The 20,080-nt window shown below is 71.3% G+C and carries 15 protein-coding genes; 5 read left to right on the forward strand and 10 right to left on the reverse strand.

From position 1 onward, the window contains the following. Positions 1-713 precede the first annotated feature (713 nt). Positions 714-1,922, forward strand: coding sequence for an AAA family ATPase (locus ACH4F2_RS29765; RefSeq protein WP_398135851.1), 1,209 nt, complete (start codon positions 714-716; stop codon positions 1,920-1,922). 25 nt (positions 1,923-1,947) lie between these two features. Here the strand turns inward: ACH4F2_RS29765 and ACH4F2_RS29770 are convergent, their stop codons facing one another. Further along, positions 1,948-2,472 carry a hypothetical protein gene (locus ACH4F2_RS29770; RefSeq protein ID WP_398135852.1) on the reverse strand — a complete coding sequence of 175 codons (525 nt, stop codon included), beginning with the start codon at positions 2,470-2,472 and terminating at the stop codon, positions 1,948-1,950. A gap of 1,618 nt (positions 2,473-4,090) precedes the next feature. On the opposite strand from ACH4F2_RS29770, the gene ACH4F2_RS29775 reads away from it, so the two are divergent. Then, positions 4,091-4,753, forward strand: a complete 663-nt coding sequence (locus ACH4F2_RS29775) for a response regulator (protein WP_398135853.1) — start codon at positions 4,091-4,093, stop codon at positions 4,751-4,753. Between the two features lie 69 nt (positions 4,754-4,822). Here the strand turns inward: ACH4F2_RS29775 and ACH4F2_RS29780 are convergent, their stop codons facing one another. The 6 genes from ACH4F2_RS29780 to ACH4F2_RS29805 form a co-directional block, all read right to left on the reverse strand. After that, positions 4,823-6,097, reverse strand: coding sequence for a sensor histidine kinase (locus ACH4F2_RS29780; RefSeq protein WP_398135854.1), 1,275 nt, complete (start codon positions 6,095-6,097; stop codon positions 4,823-4,825). 147 nt (positions 6,098-6,244) lie between these two features. Continuing rightward, positions 6,245-7,246, reverse strand: coding sequence for a TIGR03842 family LLM class F420-dependent oxidoreductase (locus ACH4F2_RS29785; RefSeq protein WP_398135855.1), 1,002 nt, complete (start codon positions 7,244-7,246; stop codon positions 6,245-6,247). 10 nt (positions 7,247-7,256) lie between these two features. Continuing rightward, a complete protein-coding gene (hydA, locus tag ACH4F2_RS29790; RefSeq protein ID WP_398135856.1) occupies positions 7,257-8,702 on the reverse strand; it encodes a dihydropyrimidinase in 1,446 nt (481 codons plus the stop codon). A gap of 179 nt (positions 8,703-8,881) precedes the next feature. Next, complete coding sequence (locus tag ACH4F2_RS29795) at positions 8,882-10,165, reverse strand: aspartate aminotransferase family protein (RefSeq protein WP_398135857.1); 1,284 nt, start codon at positions 10,163-10,165, stop codon at positions 8,882-8,884. Beyond that, on the reverse strand, positions 10,162-11,004 hold the full coding sequence (locus ACH4F2_RS29800; RefSeq protein ID WP_398135858.1) for a nitrilase-related carbon-nitrogen hydrolase: 843 nt from the start codon (positions 11,002-11,004) through the stop codon (positions 10,162-10,164). Before ACH4F2_RS29800 ends, ACH4F2_RS29795 begins: the two co-directional genes overlap by 4 nt. A 177-nt stretch (positions 11,005-11,181) precedes the next feature. Then, positions 11,182-11,433 carry a helix-turn-helix domain-containing protein gene (locus ACH4F2_RS29805; protein ID WP_398135859.1) on the reverse strand — a complete coding sequence of 84 codons (252 nt, stop codon included), beginning with the start codon at positions 11,431-11,433 and terminating at the stop codon, positions 11,182-11,184. Positions 11,434-11,496: 63 nt separating this feature from the next. Between ACH4F2_RS29805 and map the strand changes: the two genes are divergently transcribed. Next, positions 11,497-12,273, forward strand: a complete 777-nt coding sequence (gene map, locus ACH4F2_RS29810; protein WP_398135860.1) for a type I methionyl aminopeptidase — start codon at positions 11,497-11,499, stop codon at positions 12,271-12,273. A gap of 130 nt (positions 12,274-12,403) precedes the next feature. Continuing rightward, positions 12,404-14,935 (forward strand): ATP-dependent Clp protease ATP-binding subunit, encoded by a 2,532-nt coding sequence (locus ACH4F2_RS29815; RefSeq protein WP_398135861.1) that lies wholly within the window; start codon positions 12,404-12,406, stop codon positions 14,933-14,935. 6 nt (positions 14,936-14,941) lie between these two features. Here ACH4F2_RS29815 and ggt read toward each other — a convergent pair whose 3' ends face one another. Continuing rightward, on the reverse strand, positions 14,942-16,744 hold the full coding sequence (ggt, locus tag ACH4F2_RS29820; protein WP_398135862.1) for a gamma-glutamyltransferase: 1,803 nt from the start codon (positions 16,742-16,744) through the stop codon (positions 14,942-14,944). A gap of 132 nt (positions 16,745-16,876) precedes the next feature. Between ggt and ACH4F2_RS29825 the strand changes: the two genes are divergently transcribed. Then, entirely contained in the window at positions 16,877-17,635 is a 759-nt protein-coding gene (locus ACH4F2_RS29825) for a hypothetical protein (RefSeq protein WP_398135863.1), read from the forward strand. Between the two features lie 1,048 nt (positions 17,636-18,683). Here the strand turns inward: ACH4F2_RS29825 and ACH4F2_RS29830 are convergent. Both ACH4F2_RS29830 and ACH4F2_RS29835 read right to left on the reverse strand, forming a co-directional pair. Then, positions 18,684-19,091 carry a DUF6278 family protein gene (locus tag ACH4F2_RS29830; protein WP_398135864.1) on the reverse strand — a complete coding sequence of 136 codons (408 nt, stop codon included), beginning with the start codon at positions 19,089-19,091 and terminating at the stop codon, positions 18,684-18,686. A gap of 189 nt (positions 19,092-19,280) precedes the next feature. Continuing rightward, a complete protein-coding gene (locus ACH4F2_RS29835) occupies positions 19,281-20,060 on the reverse strand; it encodes an exodeoxyribonuclease III (RefSeq protein ID WP_398135865.1) in 780 nt (259 codons plus the stop codon). Between the last annotated feature and the right edge of the window lie 20 nt (positions 20,061-20,080).

Here is a 20,080-nt window from a genome sequence, read left to right on the forward strand (position 1 = left end):
TCCATTCACCGATAAGCGTGCGGTCCCTTTGCTGCTGTTTCCCAGCCCGCTTCTTGGATTTTTGCGTTACGGCGTGGGCAACAAAAGGAACGGCGTGCGCGGCCCGGGCCGGCTCGCGCACGCCGCCGGCATCGCACGATTTCGGAAACGCGGTGCCGGAGCCGCCGGACCGGCCACGGTCCGGCGCGACGGCTGGACCCGGCCGGCCACCGCCGCCCCGGTGGGCGGCGTCGTCGCGCGGCGGGCTGCGGGGCCGGCGTCCACGGTGTCCGTGCGTGACCGATCTTCATGATCGCGTCTTGCTCGCACCAGGTGGTCCGGCCGTCGACGGTGCGGGGATCGACGTGTTGTGGCGTGCTATTTCATCGCGTTCGACGTCCGTTTGATCTCGTGCGCCCGCAACCGGAATTGCTTACTCCTTGCCAGCGGGCACGGATCTGCCCGCTCATATCACACCGGCCGCATCAGCAGGTAGGGCTGAACGGTGCGCGGAGAGCTGCACTTGGTGGACGCCGAGGCTTCTTTCGGGGCTACCTGGCCAGCAGGATTCGGCCATAGTTGATGTACGCACTTGCTACGGAGGGAGCTCTGTGGGGGAATTGTTCGGGCCGCCCAGGCCTGACGAAATACGATTTCACTTGCGTCTCGTTGATTCGCCATCGAGGACCCGGCGCATTGACCCAGGCAGGCTCATACGGGGAGGAAATTGAGCTATGAGATTCGTCGAGAGGGCCGGCGAATTCGCTCTTCTGGGAGAGGCCGTGTCGGGAACCGGAGTCGGGCCCTGTCAAGTGATCGCCGTCACGGGCCCCGTGGCGTCGGGGAAGAGCACGCTGCTCAACTTCGCCGTCGAGCGGTCCGTGGCCAAGGGCCTCACGGTGCTCAGAGCCCGCGGTCTGCGCAGCGAGCGCCGCACCCCCATGGCGCTGTTCGAGCAACTGCTCGTCGGTGCCGAAAAGCTCCCCGGGCTGCCCGAGACCGTCGCCCGCCAGCTCGATGCCGCGCGGTTCACAGCGTTGCTCCATGACCCGGATTCCGAGCGGGAAGAGCACGTGCGGGCCGGCACCAGGCGGTCGCTGACCAGTGCCCTGATGAGCCTGATCCAGGAGCGTCCCGTCGTCATCGCGGTCGACGACGTGCAGTACGCGGACCTCCCGTCCCTGGAGTGCCTGCGGCACGTGATGGAGGAGCTGCACACAGGACCGGCGACCGTGGTGCTGGCCTGGCGGACCGGACTGCGGCTGAACAGGCCGGTGTTCGGTGCCGGCGTGCTGGGCCTGCCCGGTCTGGTCCGGCTGCCGCTTCGCGCTCTGAACGGTCAGGCCGTGGCCGGTGTGCTGCGCGAGCACCTCGACGAGGCCACCGCCCGGCGTGTCGCCCCGGAGGTCCACCGCATCAGCGGCGGCAGTCCGCTGCTGGTGCGTGCCGTCGTCCAGGACATCCTGCGCGCCGGCATGGAGGGCGGCGGCAGGCCACGGGCTGCCGTCGGCACGGTGGCCGGTCACGCGTTCCGGTGGTCGGTGCTGAGCTGTCTGAGCCGGGTGGAGCCCCCGGTCCTGGCCGTCGCCAGAGGCCTGGCGATCCTCGACGGGACCACCGCGGAGGCCACGCTCGGCCGTCTCGTCGGCATCTCCCCCGGGACGGTCGCGTTGAGCCTGCGCGAGTTGCGGGCGATCGGGCTGGTCGACCGGGGAGGGTTCCGCAGTCCGGCCGCCCGGGACGCCGTTCTCGCCGGCATACCGCGTGAGGAGCGCAGAAGCCTGCACCTGCGGGCCGTCGCTCTCCTGCGGCAGGCGGACACCGGGCTCTCCGTCACCGCGGGTCCCATCGCGGCGGGGCCGTCGGCTGTCGCTTCTCTCAGGCCGGCCGGCCGCGGCGAAATCCCCCTGGAGCGGGTCTGCCGAAGCGACGACTGCGCCTGACGACCGTGGCACACGGCCGGCACGGTCAGCTCCGGGGAGAGGGGAAGGAATCCACCACCTGGTCGTCATGGACCAGGAGCACATGGTCGGCGATCCGTTCCACGACGTCGGTCGATCCGGTGGAGAACACCACCGTGCCCGTGGAGACCGCGAAGCGGCTGATGGCACGGCTGATGATCGCTTCGGAGGCGGCGTCCACCCCGTCGAGCGGATCACACAGCAGCAGCAGCCTGGGCAGGGGAAGCAGAGCACAACCCAGCGCGACGCGCGAACGCTGGCCCGGCGCCAGCCGGTTGGTCGGGACGAACTCGGTGTCGCGCAGTTCGAAGGCGTCCAGCACCTCCGCCGTGCGCTCCGCGGCGGTGTCCCGGTCCAGGCCCCTGCCGACGCCCGCCTCCACCAGGGCGTCCCGCACCGTCGTCTCCCGCAGCGGCATCCCCTCGGGCACGAGGCCCACAAGACGTTCGGCGGACACGGGGTCCGCCTGCGTGTCCACGCCGTACACCTGTACGCGTTCCAGCGGGCGGGCCCGGTGGAGCAGACCGGCCACGAAGGAAGCCGCCGATCCACCCGCCGACACGGCGGCCGCACGGGAATGCTGCGGAACCCGGAAGCTGCGCGCCTCCCCCCGACCCCCCTGAGCACCGCTTCCCCCGCTCCTGCTCACCTCCAGGGCAGCCACCGGTTCCGAGTCGGCCTTCCCCAGAATGCCGCCAGGACGGTTGTCATGTACCGGAAACCACGGGTTGTCCGCCCCTGGCTGCATAGATTCTCCCGGTGGTGAGTAGGGGTCCCGCTCTTCCAAGTGGGTGTCGGCCCTGGGCACCCGGCTGCGGCGGCCGGCGAGCCTGCTCTCCTAATCTTTTCAGGTTTCTCCTGGATTTCGTACGGTCTTCGGGATCGAAACGGCGCTACTAAAGTATCCGTTGAGCCGGCAATGGATATCCATGGCAACCATCACGCCGCCCACCTCACCGCCGCCGTCGCACAGCCTTGCGGACCGGGTGTGCGGGATAGTACACAATTGCGGTCCGGTGGTCCCGACCGAGTCCGGCCAGGCCGGTGAGCCGCGCCGAGGGAGCCGCTGTGCGGATCATCGTGCGAATACCGTCGGTCGCGGTACCCGTACGGACCGATATGGCAGGCGTAAGGGGACAATCAAGGGTCGCACGCGCCCCGGCCCGGGCAGGGCGGCTCCCGCACGGGACTCCCGGCACTTCGGCCGGTTTCCACTGCCCTGACCGGAATACGGCGGGCACGACCGCCGTGCCGCCCGGACACCCTCGCCTCGCGGGCCAACTCCCCGGCACAGCGGGCGGGATGGTTGCAGAGGCGATCGACGCTGCGCGCACTCCCCGGGCCGGCCTCCCGCGTCGCGGCCCCGGTATCGGCAGCGCCGCCGGTATGCGGTCACTGGTCCCGGAAGTCACTTCCCACTACCGAGAACACTTCCGCAATTTCCCGCTCCGCCGTATCACCAGTACGCAAGGGACGGGACGACGAATTCATTCCCCTTTGAACGAGGACGGGGAAATCCGACAAGAAAATCCCGGTGGCCGATTACGGGGGAGACCGACCACCGGGATACGAGGGCCCGCGCGGGAGGCGGCGGTTTCGCCCGCCACCCCGTTGCGGCGCCAACACCATGAAACCTCCTCAGACTCCTCACCCAGCAGCGGGGAACGTCGGTACGGCCACCGAGGAAAGTCGCACCGCGATGTGGCATCTCCCTACTCGTGGGCCTTGCGACATGCGGCGGTTGCTGGATGGGTCCGGCGGCGAACGCGGCGATCCGTGTGATCTCGTGGCGGGATCCGGAGGGTGCGACCACCGGCCGCCACGCTGCCGGGCGTCACCGGGGAGTACGTTCCGCCCTTCGGCCTCCGCCCTCGGCCGTCGGGCCGCACCAGCGGCCGGCACCGCACGCTCACGTCCGGGAGCCGGACCCCCTTCCGCTCCACCGAACCCCGTCCGACCAGCCAGCTCGGCGTCAGGCGCACCCCGCAGCGGTGACACCCGGCGCCCTCGCCGTGGCCCTCGTCCCTGCGGTCCGACCGGCGTCCGGGCCCCCACAGCAGGTGCACCCGGCCGGTGCGCGACGGAGCTCACGAGCGGCCGAGCGTAATCAGGGACAATCGCGCGAGCGCGGCCTGGATAGACTGCGCGACATGGGGAACAAATTAATCCAGGTCTTGGTCGTCGATGACGAACCCATGGTCTGTGCGCACTTGCGCACGATTCTCGGGTCCGCCGAAGATATCGAAGTCGTCGACGAGGCCCATGACGGTGCGGCCGCGGTGGAGGCCGTGGTACGGCATCGCCCCGACATCGTCCTCATGGATCTCCGTATGCCCGGCGTCGACGGTCTGACCGCCATCGACCGCATTTCCAAACTCGAACAGCCGCCGAAAGTTGTGGCACTCACCACGTTTGACGCGGACCAGTACGTGATGCGGGCACTGCGCAGCGGCGCAAGTGGATTTCTTGTGAAGTCGACGCCGCCCGAGGATCTGATCAGTCTGGTAAGGGTCGCGGCGGACGGTCACGCGGTCCTCTCTCCCGTGGCCGCCCGCAGGCTGATCGCCGCCTCCTCCGAGGAACAGGCCACCCGGGAGCGCGCAAAGCTTCTGGCGAGCAAACTCACCGACCGTGAGACGGAGGTGCTCACCTGCCTCGGCGAGGGACTCTCGAACGCCCAGATCGCCTCGAAGCTGTTCCTGAGCGAGGCCACGGTCAAGGGCTACGTCTCGCGCATGCTCGTCAAACTGGGGTGCAGCAACAGAACCCAGGCGGGCCTGCTCGCCTACGACGCCGGGCTCGTCAGCCGCTGAGGCGGCGACCCCGGCGGGCCGCGGGACGGCGGCCCGGGGGACCGGGCGGGCCGGCGCCCCGGGCCTCGGTCAGCCGTCGAAGTCCCGGAGCCCGGGGGCAGGGTGATCGTCGGCCCTGATCCACGTCCTCGTGGTGGGCACGTAGATCGGCAGGACGGCTTCCACCGCGAAGCCACCGCCGGGAAGAGGGCCCGACGCGAAGGTGCCGCCGACGAGGTCGACCCGCCGGAGCAGCCACTCCAGCCCACCTCCCGGGACGCCCGCCGCGGGACCGGCGACGACCGGCCTCGTCGGCGCGGTGTTGCGCACCAGCAGCCGCACCCGGTCCACCTCGTAGCGCACGTCCACCCGCGCCGAGGCTCCCGGAGCGTGCCGGCGGACGTTCGCCAACGCCTCCTGAACGACCCGGTACGCCGTCCTCGCCACCACCGGCGCCGGCACGGACCCGTCCCCCTCCTCGTTGAACTCCACGTCCGTGCCCGCGGCCCGGGCCTGTGCCACCAGCACCGCCAGGTCCAGGTCCGACCCGCTCACATCCCCCTCCGCGTTCTCCACCACCGTCGCGGCGCTCCACGGTGATTTCAGCACCCCGACCAGGTCCCGTAACTCCTCCAGTGTCTGGCACCCCGTCGCCCGCAAGGCCTCCGCCTCGGCCCGCACCCGCGCGTCGGTCGTCGTCATGCGCAGCGCGCCCGTCTGCAGGACCATCAGACTCACCCGGTGCGTCACGACGTCGTGCATCTCCCCCGCCAGCCGCACCCGCTCCTCCGCACGGGCCCGCTCCGCCACGAGGAGCTGCTCCCGCTCCGCCCGCTCGGCCCGCTCCGTCAGCGCCTCGACCAGTCCGCGCCGGGCTCCCACGTAGATGCCCAGCAGCGCCGGAACAGCGGTCAGTACCAGTCCGCTCGCGGTGACCGCGAACGACAACGCCCACAACCGCGTGGCCAGCAGCGTCAGCACACCCGTCAGCACCCACGCCGCACGTGGGCGCGCCGAGTAGATCACCGCACCGTACGTGGCGAAGGGCGCGGCAGAGGGCACCCACACCCCCGCGCCGTCCGCCGACGCCAGACACCACCCCGGAGCCAGCCACATCGACAACGACATGACGAACGAGGCCACCGTGACCACGCCGAGCACGGCCAACGGCCGCGTCCTGCGCAACAGCAGGGTCGAGGCCACCACGACCTGAAGAGCGAGCCCGGCCCACGGACCGCGCCCGGGGCTCCCCTCCCCCGGCAGACCACTCCACACGGCCACGTACACGTTGAACACCACAAGCACGACGACGAGAAGGATGTCCAGAACGGCACCGTGGCCCAACCACCGAATCGGGCACTTCACGCCAGTCACCGTACTGTGGCCGGGACCCCACGGGGACACATGTGTTCTGGTGACGGCCAGAGCGCGTACGAAAGTGGGTACTGGGCCGGGCAGGTTGCGACCTTAGTCGCTTCCGTCGCCGCTCCGGAGCCGTGGCGGACCCCGGGCCTACGCGTTCAGTGCGGGGATGACCTCCGCGCCGTACGCGTCGATCGTCGCCTCCTTCGCGTCGTGCATGGCGTAGACGGCGAACTGGTCGACACCCAGGTCGCCGAGGGCCCGGAGCCGGTCGATGTGCGCCCGGGGCGGGCCCAGCAGGCAGAAGCGGTCGACGATCTCGTCGGGGACGAAGTCGGTGGACGGGTTACCGGCACGGCCGTGGTGTCCGTAGTCGTAGCCGTGCCGCTCCTTGACGTACGCGGTCAGTGCCTCGGGGACGATGCCGGAGTGCTCGCCGTAGCGGGAGACCAGGTCGGCGACGTGGTTGCCGACCATGCCGCCGAACCAGCGGCACTGCTCGCGGGCGTGGGCCAGGTCGTCACCGACGTAGGCGGGTGCCGCCACGCAGACGGTGACGGAGTCCGGGTCCCGGCCGGCGTCCGCGGCGGCGGTGCGCACCGCCTTCACCATCCACTGAGTCAGGTACGGGTCGGCGAGCTGGAGGATGAAGCCGTCGGCCTTCTGCCCGGCGAGGGCGAGGGCCTTCGGCCCGTACGCGGCCATCCAGACCGGCAGCCTGCCGTTCCTCACCCATGGGATCCGCAGCGGCTGCCCCTCGATCTCGGTCTCGCGTCCCTCGGCGAGGTCGCGGATGACGTCGATCGCCCGGCCGAGCGCGGCCAGGGTGTGGGGCCGGCGGCCCGCGACCCGCATCGCGGAGTCGCCGCGGCCGATGCCGCAGACGGTGCGGTTGCCGTACATGTCGTTGAGGGTGGCGAAGGTGGAGGCGGTGACCTCCCAGGTCCGGGTGCCCGGGTTGGTGACCATGGGCCCGACGGTCAGCTTCCGCGTGTGCTCCAGGATGCGGCTGTGGATGACGAACGGCTCCTGCCAGAGCACGGCGGAGTCGAAGGTCCAGCCGTAGCGGAAGCCGTTGCGTTCCGCGCGGCGCATCAGAGCGACGACCGCCGACGCGGGCGGGTCGGTCTGCAGGACGATGCCGAAGTCCACGGCGGCCTCCCTAGCGGTCGAGGTACTGGCAGGTGGAGCGGGGGGTGTACATGCCGTGGCCGGCGCGGCCGGTGAAGGTCCGCCGGTCCACGACGACCTCGCCGCGCGACAGGACGGTCTCCACCCGGCCGGTGACGCGCCGGCCCTCGTAGGCCGAGTAGTCGACGTTCATGTGATGGGTGTCGGCGGAGATGACCTGCTCGGCGTGCGGGTCGTAGACGACCACGTCGGCGTCGGCGCCCGGCGCGATGGTGCCCTTCTTCGGGTAGAGGCCGAACATGCGGGCCGGGGTGGCGCAGGCGATCTCGATCCAGCGGCGGCGGGTGAGGTGTCCGTCGACGACGGCCTGGTGGAGGAGGTCCATGCGGTTCTCCACGCCCGGCATGCCGTTGGGGATCCTGGAGAAGTCGCCGCGGCCCAGCTCCTTCTGACCGGTGAAGCAGAAGGGGCAGTGGTCGGTGGAGACGACCTGGAGGTCGTTGGTCCGCAGTCCCCTCCACAGGGCCGCCTGGTGCTCGCGCGGGCGCAGGGGCGTGCTGCACACGTACTTGGCGCCCTCGAAGTCCGGCTCGGCGAGGTTGTCCGTGGACAGGAACAGGTACTGCGGGCAGGTCTCCCCGAAGACGTTCAGCCCGTCGTCGCGCGCCCGGGCCAGCTCGGCCAGCGCCTCCGCCGCCGAGACGTGCACGACGTACAGCGGGGCCCCGGCCACCTGGGCGAGTTTGATGGCGCGATGGGTGGCCTCGGCCTCCAGGAGCGCCTTGCGGACCTCGCCGTGGTAGCGCGGGTCCGTCTCCCCGCGGGCCAGGGCCTGCTCGACCAGGACGTCGATCGCGATGCCGTTCTCGGCGTGCATCATGATCAGGCCGCCGTTCCCGGCGGCGCGCTGCATGGCGCGCAGGATCTGGCCGTCGTCCGAGTAGAAGACGCCGGGGTAGGCCATGAACTGCTTGAAGGAGGTGACGCCCTCTTCCACGAGCAGGTCCATCTCCTTGAGCGTCTCCTGGTTCACGTCGGAGACGATCATGTGGAAGGCGTAGTCGATGGCGCAGTTGCCCTCGGCCTTCGCGTGCCAGGCGTCCAGGCCCTCACGCAGGGAGTGGCCGACGCTCTGGACGGCGAAGTCGACGATCGTGGTCGTGCCGCCCCAGGCGGCGGCCCGGGTGCCGGTCTCGAAGGTGTCCGCGGCACAGGTGCCGCCGAAGGGCATCTCCATGTGGGTGTGTCCGTCGACCCCGCCCGGGATCACGTACTTGCCGGTGGCGTCGACGACCCTCCCCCACCCTCCGGGCGGGCCGCCCACCAGGTCGCTCCGCCCGGCCGTGAAGGCCGCCGCGGCCTGCGTGCCGGTCGCGGCGAGCGCCACGACGCGGCCGTCCTCGATCAGGACGTCGGCGTGGATCTCGTCCGACGCGGTGATGACGAGGCCACCGCGGATGACGGTACGGCTGCTCATGCTGTTCCCTCCTGTCAGGGCCCACTTCGTCGGTCGCGGGCCGCGCACGGTGCGAGGAACGGACCACCCGGCCTGCTCGTCGGCGTCGCCGCTGCGCGGTGCCCCGGTGGTGAGGGCCGTCGCGCCACCGCAGGGCACCGGGCCGGTTGCGGCCCCTCCCGTCGTTCAGTGCACGGTGGTCACAGGCTCCGCAGAGCGCGTTCCAGGATCGCCGCGCCCTCCTCCGCCTCCGCGACGGTGAGGGACATCGGCGGGGCGATGCGCAGGACGCTGGTGTCGTGGCCGCCGCCCTTGCCGATGAGCAGCCCGCCCGCGCGGGCCTCCTCCAGCACGGCGGACGCGGCTTCGGGGTCGGCCCGGTCGGTGCCGGGCCGGGTCACCTCCACGCCGATCATCAGCCCGCGTCCCCGTACCTCCCGTACGTGCGGAACCTGGGCGGCGACGGCCCGCAACCGCTCGATGAGCAGTCCGCCGACGCGCCGGGCGTTGCCCTGGAGGTCGTGCTCCAGGAGGTGGTTGAGGTTGGCCAGGCCGGCCGCCATGGTGACCTGGGTGCCGCCGAAGGTGGAGATGCTGTTGGCGTCCAGGCAGTTCATGATCTCGGCGCGGGCGATGACGCCGCCGATGGACATGCCGTTGCCGATGCCCTTGGCGAAGGTCACGATGTCCGGCGGTCCACCGCGCCCGTGGGCCTGCCAGCCCCAGAAGTGGTCGCCGGTACGGCCCCAGCCGGTCTGCACCTCGTCGGCGATCCACAGGATGCCCCGCTCGTGCAGCACGTCCCGGAAGGCGGCGTACAGGCCGTCCGGCGGGGAGGTGAAGCCGCCGACGCCCTGGACCGGCTCGGCGATCAGCGCGGCGGGCGGGCGGGTGTGGCCGAGGAGGTCCTCGAGGTCCGCGACGCAGGCGTCGATGAACTCACGGTCGTCCAGGTGGGCGTAGGGGCCTCGGGTGCGCACGCCGCCGTGGACGTAGAGCGTCTGGAGCGGGGACAGCGAGGTCGGGGACCAGCTCCGGTTGCCGGTGATGCCGACCGCGCCGAAGGAGCGGCCGTGGTAGCTGTTGCGCATCGCCAGGACCGTGTTGGAGCGCCGGTGGGTGGTGGCGAGCAGCAGGGCGGTGTCGTTGGCCTCGGTGCCGGAGGTGGTGAAGAAGACGCGTGCGTCCGGGATGGCGGACACCTGGGCGACGCGTTCGGCGAGTTCGACCATCGGCCGGTTGAGGTAGAGGGTCGAGGAGTGGTTGATCCGCCCGGCCTGCTCGCTGATCGCCTTGGTCACCTCGGGCAGGGCGTGCGCGGTCATCGTGGTGAGGATGCCGCCGAAGAAGTCGAGGTACTTGTTGCCGGCGGCGTCCCAGACGTGCCGGCCCTCGCCGTGCGTGATCTCCAGCGGGTCCTCGTAGTAGAGGGAGAGCCAGTCGGGCAGGACGGACCGGTGGCGGGCGAACAGGTCGCGGGTCACGGGCGCACCAGTCCCTGGTAGGCGTCGGGGCGGCGGTCGCGGTAGAAGGCCCACTGCTGCCGCACCTCCTCGATGAGGCCGAAGTCCAGGTCCCGGACGAGGAGTTCCTCCTTGGTGTCGCTGGCGGTCTCCCCGACGAACTGGCCGCGCGGGTCGACGAAGTACGAGGTCCCGTAGAAGTCGTTGTCGCCGTACTCCTCCTGCCCGACGCGGTTGATCGCGGCGATGAAGTACTCGTTGGCGACGGCCGCCGCGGGCTGTTCGAGCCGCCACAGGTGGGCGGAGAGGCCGCGGTGGGTGGCGGAGGGGTTGTAGACGAGCTGGGCGCCACCGAGGCCGAGTTGCCGCCAGCCCTCCGGGAAGTGGCGGTCGTAGCAGATGTAGACGCCGACCTTGCCGACGGCGGTCTCGAAGACGGGCCAGCCGGCGTTGCCGGGACGGAAGTAGAACTTCTCCCAGAATCCCTTGACCTGCGGGATGTGGTGCTTGCGGTACGTCCCGAGGACGGTGCCGTCGGCGTCGATCACCGCCGCCGTGTTGTAGTAGAAGCCCGACTGCTCGACCTCGAAGACGGGGACGACGATCACCATGCCGGTCTCGCGTGCGAGTGCCTGCATGCGGCGGGTGGTCGGCCCGTCGGGCACGGGCTCGGCCCAGCGGTAGTGCGCGGGGTCCTGGACCTGGCAGAAGTATGGGGCGTTGAAGACTTCCTGGAAGCCGATGACCCTGGCCCCCTGCCGGGCCGCCTCGCGGGCGTGCTCCTCGTGTTTCGCCACCATGGACTCGGTGTCGCCGGTCCAGGTGGCCTGGACGAGAGCGGCACGAACGACGTTGGCCATGAGCTGCTCCTTCGACACGACGTCAGAGCCTCTACGCCCGTAGAACAGGCCGTAGAGGGACGAACGTAAGCCCGTCCGGGCGGGCTTGCCAAGACCATCGTCGTCAGGGCGCGGCGTCGAGCGGTTTTCGCACTCCTGTGGGTGAGTGAGGGGGCCGGTGGGGCGGCTGAGGCGGTCTCAGACTCCCGCGAGCGAGCACCGCCCGGCCAGCTCGTCCATGGACAGCCCGAGTGCGCGGGCCAGCGCGACGACCGTGAAGAACGCCGGGGTGGGCGCCCGGCCGGTCTCGATCTTGCGCAGCGTCTCGGCGGAGAGGCCGGCCTCGGCAGCGACCTCCGTCATGCTCCGGTCTCCGCGGGCCGCGCGGAGCAGCCTGCCGAGCCGCTCGCCGCGTTCGCGCTCTTCGGGGGTGAGAGGGGTGCGCACCATGCCGTCATTGTAATACCGGTCCCCCGAGATGGACCCAATTCAAATACCGGTATAGTAATTGGCATGGTGGAACTGAAGACAGACACATCGATCGACGCCATGCACGCCGCCGGCCAGGTGGTCGCACGCGCCCTGACCGCCGTACGGCAGGCCGCGGACGTGGGCGTGTCCCTGCTGGAGCTGGACGCGGTGGCCCGCGAGGTGCTGCGGGAGGCGGGCGCCGGTTCGCCGTTCCTCGGCTACCGCCCCTCCTTCGCGCAGACCCCGTTCCCGGCCGTCGTCTGCGCGTCGGTGAACGACGCGATCGTGCACGGCATCCCGGACGGCTACCGGCTGCGCGACGGCGACCTCGTCTCCATCGACTGCGGCGCGACCCTCGACGGCTGGGCGGGCGACTCGGCGGTCAGTTTCGTCGTGGGTACCCCGCGCGCGGCGGACGTGACGCTGATCGAGACCGCCGAGCGGGCCCTCGCGGCGGGCATCGGGGCGGCCGTCGTCGGCAACCGCGTCGGCGACATCGCGCACGCCATCGGCACGGTGTGCCGAGGGGGCGGCTACGGCATCATGGAGGACTTCGGCGGCCACGGCATCGGCCGGCACATGCACGAGGACCCGGGGGTGCCCAACGAGGGCCGGCCGGGGCGCGGGCTCCCCCTGCGCCACGGCATGGTCATCGCCATCGAGCCCATGCTGATCGGCGGCGGCCGGGACGACTACCACTGCGCACCCGACGGCTGGACCCTGCGCACGAACGACGGCTCCCGGGCGGCGCACGTGGAACACACGGTGGCCGTCACGGACACCGGTCCGCGGGTGCTGACCTCGCGCGACGGCCTCTGAGGCGGGCCGGGGGCGGGGTTCTCGGACATGCCCGCCGGAACAGAACGTGTCATGTTGGGCATGAGCGCACCCCGACCGGGTTACCCGGCCCCGGCACGTCGATCAGCGAGGCAGCGGAGGACCGGAAACGATGACCAGCGGCTTCATGGGCCCGGAAGGTGACCCGTTCGCGGAATTCCTGGCACGCTTCTTCGGCGGGCCCAGGCCGAGGCAGATCGACATCGGCCGGCTGCTCAGCCAGCCCGCCCGGGAGCTGGTGCGCGGCGCCGCCCAGTACGCCGCCGAGCACGGCAGCCGGGACCTGGACACCGAGCACCTGCTGCGGGCCGCGCTCTCCGCCGAGCCGACCCGGGGCCTGCTCAGCCGGGCCGGTGCCGACCCCGACGCCATGGCGTCGCAGATCGACGAGCGGACCGGTCCTGTGCAGCACCCGCCGGGTGAGGTCCCGCCGCCGACCTCCCTCTCCCTCACCCCGGCCGTCAAGCGCGCCCTGCTGGACGCACACGAACTCGCCCGGTCGACCGGCACCGGGTACATCGGCCCGGAGCACGTGCTCAGCGCCCTGGCCGCCAACCCGGACTCGGCCGCCGGGCACATCCTGAACGCGGCCCGGTTCGCCCCCTCGGGCCTGCCGACGGAGACGCCGGACACCGCGATGGCCGGCCGCTCGGAGGGGCCGCGGTCCACGAACACGCCGACCCTGGACAAGTACGGCCGCGACCTCACCGACCTGGCCCAGCAGGGCCGGATCGACCCGGTGATCGGACGCGAGGAGGAGATCGAGCAGACCGTCGAGGTGCTCTCCCGTCGCGGCAAGAACAACCCGGTGCTCATCGGTGACGCGGGCGTCGGCAAGACCGCCGTGGTGGAAGGGCTGGCGCAGCGCATCACGGACGGCGACGTGCCCGACGTGCTGGTCGGGCGCCGGGTGGTCGCGCTGGATCTGACCGGCGTGGTCGCCGGCACCCGCTACCGGGGCGACTTCGAGGAACGGATGAACAACATCGTGGGCGAGATCCGCGCCCACTCCGACCAGCTGATCATCTTCATCGACGAGCTGCACACCGTCGTCGGCGCGGGCGGTGGCGGCGAGGGCGGCTCGATGGACGCCGGGAACATCCTCAAGCCGGCCCTGGCCCGCGGCGAGCTGCACATCGTGGGCGCCACCACGCTGGAGGAGTACCGTCGGATCGAGAAGGACGCGGCCCTCGCCCGCCGCTTCCAGCCGATCCTGGTCCCGGAGCCGACCCCGGCCGACGCCATCGAGATCCTGCGCGGCCTGCGCGACCGCTACGAGGCCCACCACCAGGTCCGCTACACCGACGAGGCACTGGTGGCGGCCGTGGAGATGTCCGACCGCTACCTCACCGACCGCAGGCTTCCGGACAAGGCGATCGACCTGATCGACCAGGCCGGCGCCCGGGTGCGGCTGCGGGCCCGCACCAAGGGCACGGACGTGCGGGCCATGGAGCGCGAGGTCGACCAGCTGATCCGGGACAAGGACCAGGCGGTCACGGCCGAGCAGTACGAGCAGGCCCTGCAGCTGCGCGACCGGATCACCGAACTGAAGCAGCGGATCACCGAGGCCGACGGCGGTGGCGAGGCCGACGAGGGCCTGAACCTGGTCGTCGGCACCGAGTCCATCGCCGAGGTGGTGTCCCGGCAGACCGGCATCCCGGTCAGCAGCCTCACCCAGGAGGAGAAGGACCGTCTGCTGGGCCTGGAGTCCCACCTGCACGAGCGGGTGGTCGGCCAGGAAGAGGCCGTACGGGTCGTCTCCGACGCCGTACTGCGCTCCCGCGCCGGGCTCTCCAGCCCCGACCGGCCCATCGGCAGCTTCCTCTTCCTCGGCCCGACCGGCGTCGGCAAGACCGAACTGGCGCGGGCACTGGCCGAGGCGCTGTTCGGCAGCGAGGACCGGATGGTCCGGCTCGACATGAGCGAGTACCAGGAACGGCACACCGTCAGCCGCCTGGTCGGCGCCCCGCCCGGCTACGTCGGGCACGAGGAGGCCGGCCAGCTCACCGAGGTGGTGCGCCGGCACCCGTACTCGCTGCTCCTGCTCGACGAGGTGGAAAAGGCGCACCCGGACGTCTTCAACATCCTCCTCCAGGTCCTGGACGACGGCCGGCTGACCGACTCCCAGGGCCGGACGGTGGACTTCAGCAACGCGGTCGTCGTGATGACCAGCAACCTGGGCTCCGACGTGATCACCCGGCGCGGCGCGGGCATCGGCTTCGGCGCCGGCGGCTCGGAGGCGGACGAGGAGGCGCGCCGTGAGCAGGTGCTGCGCCCGCTGCGCGAGCACTTCCGGCCCGAGTTCCTCAACCGCATCGACGAGATCGTCGTCTTCCGCCAGCTCAGCGGTGAGCAGCTGCGGCAGATCACCAGCCTGCTCCTGGAACAGACCCGCCGCATGGTGCACGCGCAGGGCATCACCGTCGACTTCACCGACGCGGCCGTGGACTGGCTCGCCGAGCGCGGCTACCAGCCCGAGTACGGCGCCCGTCCGCTGCGCCGCACCATCCAGCGCGAGGTCGACAACGAGCTGTCCCGGCTGCTGCTGGACGGCCGCATCGCGGAGGGCGGCCGGGTGACGGTCGACGTCGAGGACGGGCGGCTGGCGTTCCGGACGCCCGAGCGGCCCGTCCCCGAGCTGTGACCCGCGCTACCGTGCGGGCCTGACCACCATCGCCGAGCCGCCGCCGCGTCGTTCCTTCTCGGCGGCGGCCAGCCACTTGCCGTTCGGCAGCCGCTGCACACCGGTCGCCGCGCCGATCTCCGGGTTGGACCTGAACGAGTGCCCGAGCGCCTCCAGCTCGCCCCGCAGTCCGCTGTCGTAGAGCCCGGGTTCGAGCTCCGTCTGCGCGGCGTTGCGCTGGCTGGCGCGCGGGGCGGCGATCGCGTCGACGAGCGGGAGCCCGCGGTCGATGAAGCCGGTGAGGGTCTGGAGCACGGTGGTGATGATGGTGGCGCCGCCGGGCGAACCGACCGCCACGACCGGCTTGTGGTGCTGGTCCAGGACGATCGTCGGCGCGATCGACGAGCGCGGGCGCTTGCCAGGTCCCGGCAGGTTCGGGTCGTGGACGGCCGGGTTGGCGGGGGCGAACGAGAAGTCCGTCAGCTCGTTGTTGAGCAGGAAGCCCCGGCCGGGCACGGTGATGCCGCTGCCGCCGGTCTGCTCGATGGTGAGCGTGTACGCGACGACGTTCCCCCACTTGTCGGCCACCGTCAGGTGCGTCGTGTTCTCACCCTCGTACGTCGTCGGCGCCGCTGTGCCGCCACCCGCGCAGGGGGCGGGGTGCCGGGGGTCGCCGGGCGCGAGGGGGCTGGTGAGCGCCGCGTCGTCGCGGATCAGGCACTCGCGCGAGTCGGCGTACCGCTGCGACAGCAATTCCCTCGTCGGTACGACCTCGAAGGCCGGGTCGCCGACCCAGCGCCCCCGGTCGGCGAACGCGATGCGACTCGCCTCGATGAAACGGTGCAGGTAGCGGGCCTTGCTCGCCTCGGAGAGGTCGGTGCGCTCAAGGATGTTGAGGGCCTCGCCGACCGTGGTGCCGCCGGAGGAGGAGGGCGCGACGGAGTAGACGTTCAGGCCGCGGTACGACGTCCTGGTGGGCGCCTGGAACTCGGCCTCGTAGGCCGCGAGGTCCTTGGCGGTCAGGTCGCCGGGGCGGGCGTTCCAGCCGGTGTCCGGGTCGACGGGCGGCTCGTTGACGGTGGCGACGATGTCCTCGCCGAGCTCACCGTGGTAGATCGCGCCGGCGCCCTCGCGGGCGAGTTCCTTGTAGGTGCGGGCGAGGTCCGGGTTCTTGAACGTGGCACCGACGACGGGGAGTTCACCGCCCGGCAGGAACAGCTCGGCGGTGTCCGGGAAGTAGCGGAACCGCTGCTCGTTGGCGGCTGTCTGGGAGCGGAAGGTGGCGTCGACCGTGAAGCCGTGCCGGGCCAGGCGCTCGGCCGGTTCGAGCACGGAGCCGAGCTTCCGGCTGCCCCACTTGTCGAGGGCGGCCTGCCAGGTGGCGGGCGTGCCCGGGGTGCCGACGGCGAGGCCGCTGCTGACGGCCTCGGCGAAGGCGATCGGCTCGCCGTTCTCCGTGAAGAGGTCCTCGTCGGCGGTCAGCGGCGCGGTCTCCCGGCCGTCGATGGTGCGCACGGTACGGGACCTGGCGTCGTAGTAGACGAAGTAGCCGCCCCCGCCGACGCCGGCCGAGTAGGGCTCGGTGACGCCGAGGGCGGCCGCGGTGGCCACCGCCGCGTCGACGGCGTTGCCGCCCTTGCGCAGCACCTCGATGCCGGCGGCGGAGGCGTCCGGGTCGACGCTGGCGACCGCGCCGCCGTACCCGACGGCGACCGGTGTCTTCGGGGCGGCGGGTCTGCTCCGGTCGGTGGGCGGCGCTGCCGCCCCCGCCGACATCACGGCGGCAGAGACCGCCAGGACCGTCAGTTTCCGTGCGACAGGGCGACGCATCCGCACCTCCAGGGAAGGGCCGTTCGGGCAGCTTAGTTGATCGTCATGGCCGCGTCAGGAGCGTCCCGGGGGAACACCTGCAGCGCGGCCCGTCGAACACCGGTACGCACACGCCCGCTAGCATGCGCGCCCATGACTGACGACGTACGCAACATCGTCCTCGGCGTGGTCGCGGCCGGCATCAGCGCCGCGCTGGGCTGGTTCGCCCGTACCTACCTGTGGAAGCGCAGACTCCGTCGCAAGCAGGCGTTCTTCGGACTGCCGGACAGTTCCGAGTCGCTGCTGGTGGTCAACCGGGACCCCGCCGCCTCCGAACCCGCGGTCCACCGTTTCGACGTCTTCGCGCTGCTGGAACTGTCCGCCCTGGTCAAGGACTGCGGCGCGCACATCCAGGTGGTCACGCAGGACATGGTCCATCAGGGCTTCGGCGAGCGCACGGAGTTCTGCGTGGGCGGTCCCGGGTCGAACCGCCGGATGGCGGCCCACATGGCGGCCATGCTGCCCGGGGTGCGGGTCAACATCGATCCGGAGCCGGGACCGGACCGGGGCGCCTTCCAGATCGGCGGCGAGCGGTACCGCATGGACGCGGGCATCACGGAGTACGTCCTGCTGGCCCGTCTCACCGCCGGGGACCGGCGCGAGGCCCGGCCCGCGTTCCTGTTCTGCGGCCAGCGCGCGATCACCAACCAGGCTGCCACCCGCTACCTCGCGCGTCACCACGAGAAGCTGGCCCGCAAGCACGGCAACGACTCCTTCGTACTGCTGCTGAAGGTGGTCAACTCGCAGGCGTACGGCCCGGACGTCGTCGAACTCGTCGGGGACGTGACCCGGGCGGCGACGAGCCCCCTGCCCGCACCGGCAGCGGCTCCCCGCAACTCCCACCGGGCTTGAGCCCGGTGTGCACCTGCCTCCGACACGCACCTTTCGGGCATCAGCCTTGTTCAAGGCGGCCGTGGGCCGGAGGTTCACGCTTCCGCGATTTCCCCGCAGAGCTGCGAGAGCTCGGGTACGCCGTCCTCAGCCCACCCGTGGCCGGACGGTGACCGTCGGCCTCGACGGGGTGCTGATGATCACGCACATGGACAGTAACGCTGACTGCTGCTCGGACGAGCGGTCGGCCAGGGCGGTGACAGCGACGCCGGTGGGACTTCCAAGGCGCATCGGGAGGCCGGCGTGGGCTCCTGGGGTGTCTGCCCGTCAACTCGGAGGATGAACGCGGCCGTTCAGTCGGTCAGCCGTGCGACGTAGGTGGATCCGTCCGGGGAGCGATGCGTACGCACCCTGCCGGGTGCGAGCTTCATGGTGGGCGGGACGACCCGGCCCGCGAACGGAGGGTATGCAGATGTTCCTGGCCAAGTCGCCGACACCAGACACCGGGACGGCCCCCGCACCGGCACTCGGGCCCCGTCGCCGGGATGCCCTGCGGCGCGGGTGGCGGGCGGCTCACGAGCCCGCCGCGGGAGTGCCCCGCTGGGCGCGACGGGTCGCCTACGCTGTGCCGCTCGTGGTGCTCCCGTCCGGGATCTGGCGACTGGGGGTACTGTTCACCGCCGACAAACGCGGCGGCACGCTCCCCGAGTGGGCGATGAACGGCTATGTTCAATGACATCGCCGCAGCCCTGCGACGCAACAGCCGCGACGCCACCCCACCTTGTCCACGCACGGCCTTGCACAGTCACGACCCGGGCATCACGCGAGAACGACGAGGCCCTGGGCACGGACGTGTTCCGAACACTCTCTCGGGCGAGCCGTCTCCTGGCTGGTACGAAGTCGGCGGCGGGCACAGTCTGATGGAGGAGCTCGAGGAATCGGCTCAGGACCACGCGTCATCTCCCCGCCGTCGAGGTCACCGGGATCGGTTTCTCGGCGGAGACGCTGAATCACGCCATGAGGAAGCTTCGGGTATTGGCTTTGTCCGAGGCGGCCGTGGGGCCAGGGGTCACGCTTCCGCGACTTCCCCGTAGAGCTGCGAGAGCTCGGGTACGCCGTCCTCCGCCCACGCGTGGCCGGACGCCACCACGTCGAACTCCCTGCCGGAGGCGAGCCGGACGACGGGCTGCCCGTCGGACCGGATGGACCAGGCGGCGCCGGGCACGGTACGCACGATCACGGTGCCGAGGTACAGACCGGCGTCGTTGCCGAGCCAGGCGAGGATCTCCTCATCGCTCCGCCAGCGCGGCAGCACCTGGTCGAGCTGTTCCAGCGAGACCTCGGAGTCGTCGAGCCGGACCCCCTCCCGCAACGCCCGCGAACGCAGCAGGTCGCAATCGGCGAGCAGGTCACCGATGCCCTCGGCGTCGTGAGCCCGGGGACCTTCGCGCCGCTTGCCCAGGAACGGGAAATTCATACCTCCAGACTGTCATTCATACCGCCATGTGCACCACAGGGCACGCAGGAGCGGCGAGCGGCGAGCGGGGCGAGCGGAAAGCCGGAGGGGTGCGGGAGCGGCACGGGGGGCCAGCCCGAGAGAGGGCGAGGAGGTACGCCGGGGGGCGGGGGGACGGGGCCGGGGCGAGGTCGGGCCGGGGCCGGGCGCCTACACGTCCAGGTCCACCACGACCGGCGCGTGGTCCGAGGCGCCCTTGCCCTTGCGCTCCTCACGGTCGACGTAGGAGTCGGTGACCGCCTTGGCGAAGGTCTCGTTGCCGTACACCAGGTCGATGCGCATGCCTCGGTTCTTGGGGAAGCAGAGCTGGCGGTAGTCCCAGTAGGTGAAGGGGTGGTCGTACTTCAGCGGGCGCGGGACCACGTCGGACAGGCCGGCGCCGCGCAGGGAGGCGAGGGCGGCACGCTCGGCGGGGGTGACGTGGGTGGAGCCTTCGAAGGCGGCGGGGTCGTGGACGTCGTCGTCCGTCGGGGCGACGTTGTAGTCGCCCATCACGGCGAACGGGCGGCCGCCGGCCGCGTCGCCCTCGACGGCCGCACGCAGCGCCTCGAACCACTGGAGCTTGTAGGCGTAGTGGGGGTGCTCCACCTCGCGGCCGTTGGGCACGTACACCGACCAGACTCGGACCGGGCCGCAGGTGGCGGAGATCGCGCGGGGCTCCTGGACGCCGTCGTAGCCGGGGTCGCCGGGGAGGCCCTTGACCACGTCGTCGAGGCCGACGCGGGAGAGCACCGCCACGCCGTTCCACCGGCCGGTGGCGTGCACCGCAGCCTCGTAGCCCTTCTCGCGCAGCTCGTCGAAGGGGAACTGCTCCTCGGCGACCTTGGCCTCCTGGAGGCAGAGCACGTCGGTGCCGCTGCTCTCCAGCCAGGCGAGGAGCCTCGGCAGGCGGGCGGTGATCGAGTTCACGTTCCAGGTCGCGATGCGCATGTCCCACAACCTACCCGGCG

Origin of the sequence: Streptomyces sp. NPDC017890, assembly GCF_044328675.1 — a bacterium.
GTDB lineage: Bacteria > Actinomycetota > Actinomycetes > Streptomycetales > Streptomycetaceae > Streptomyces.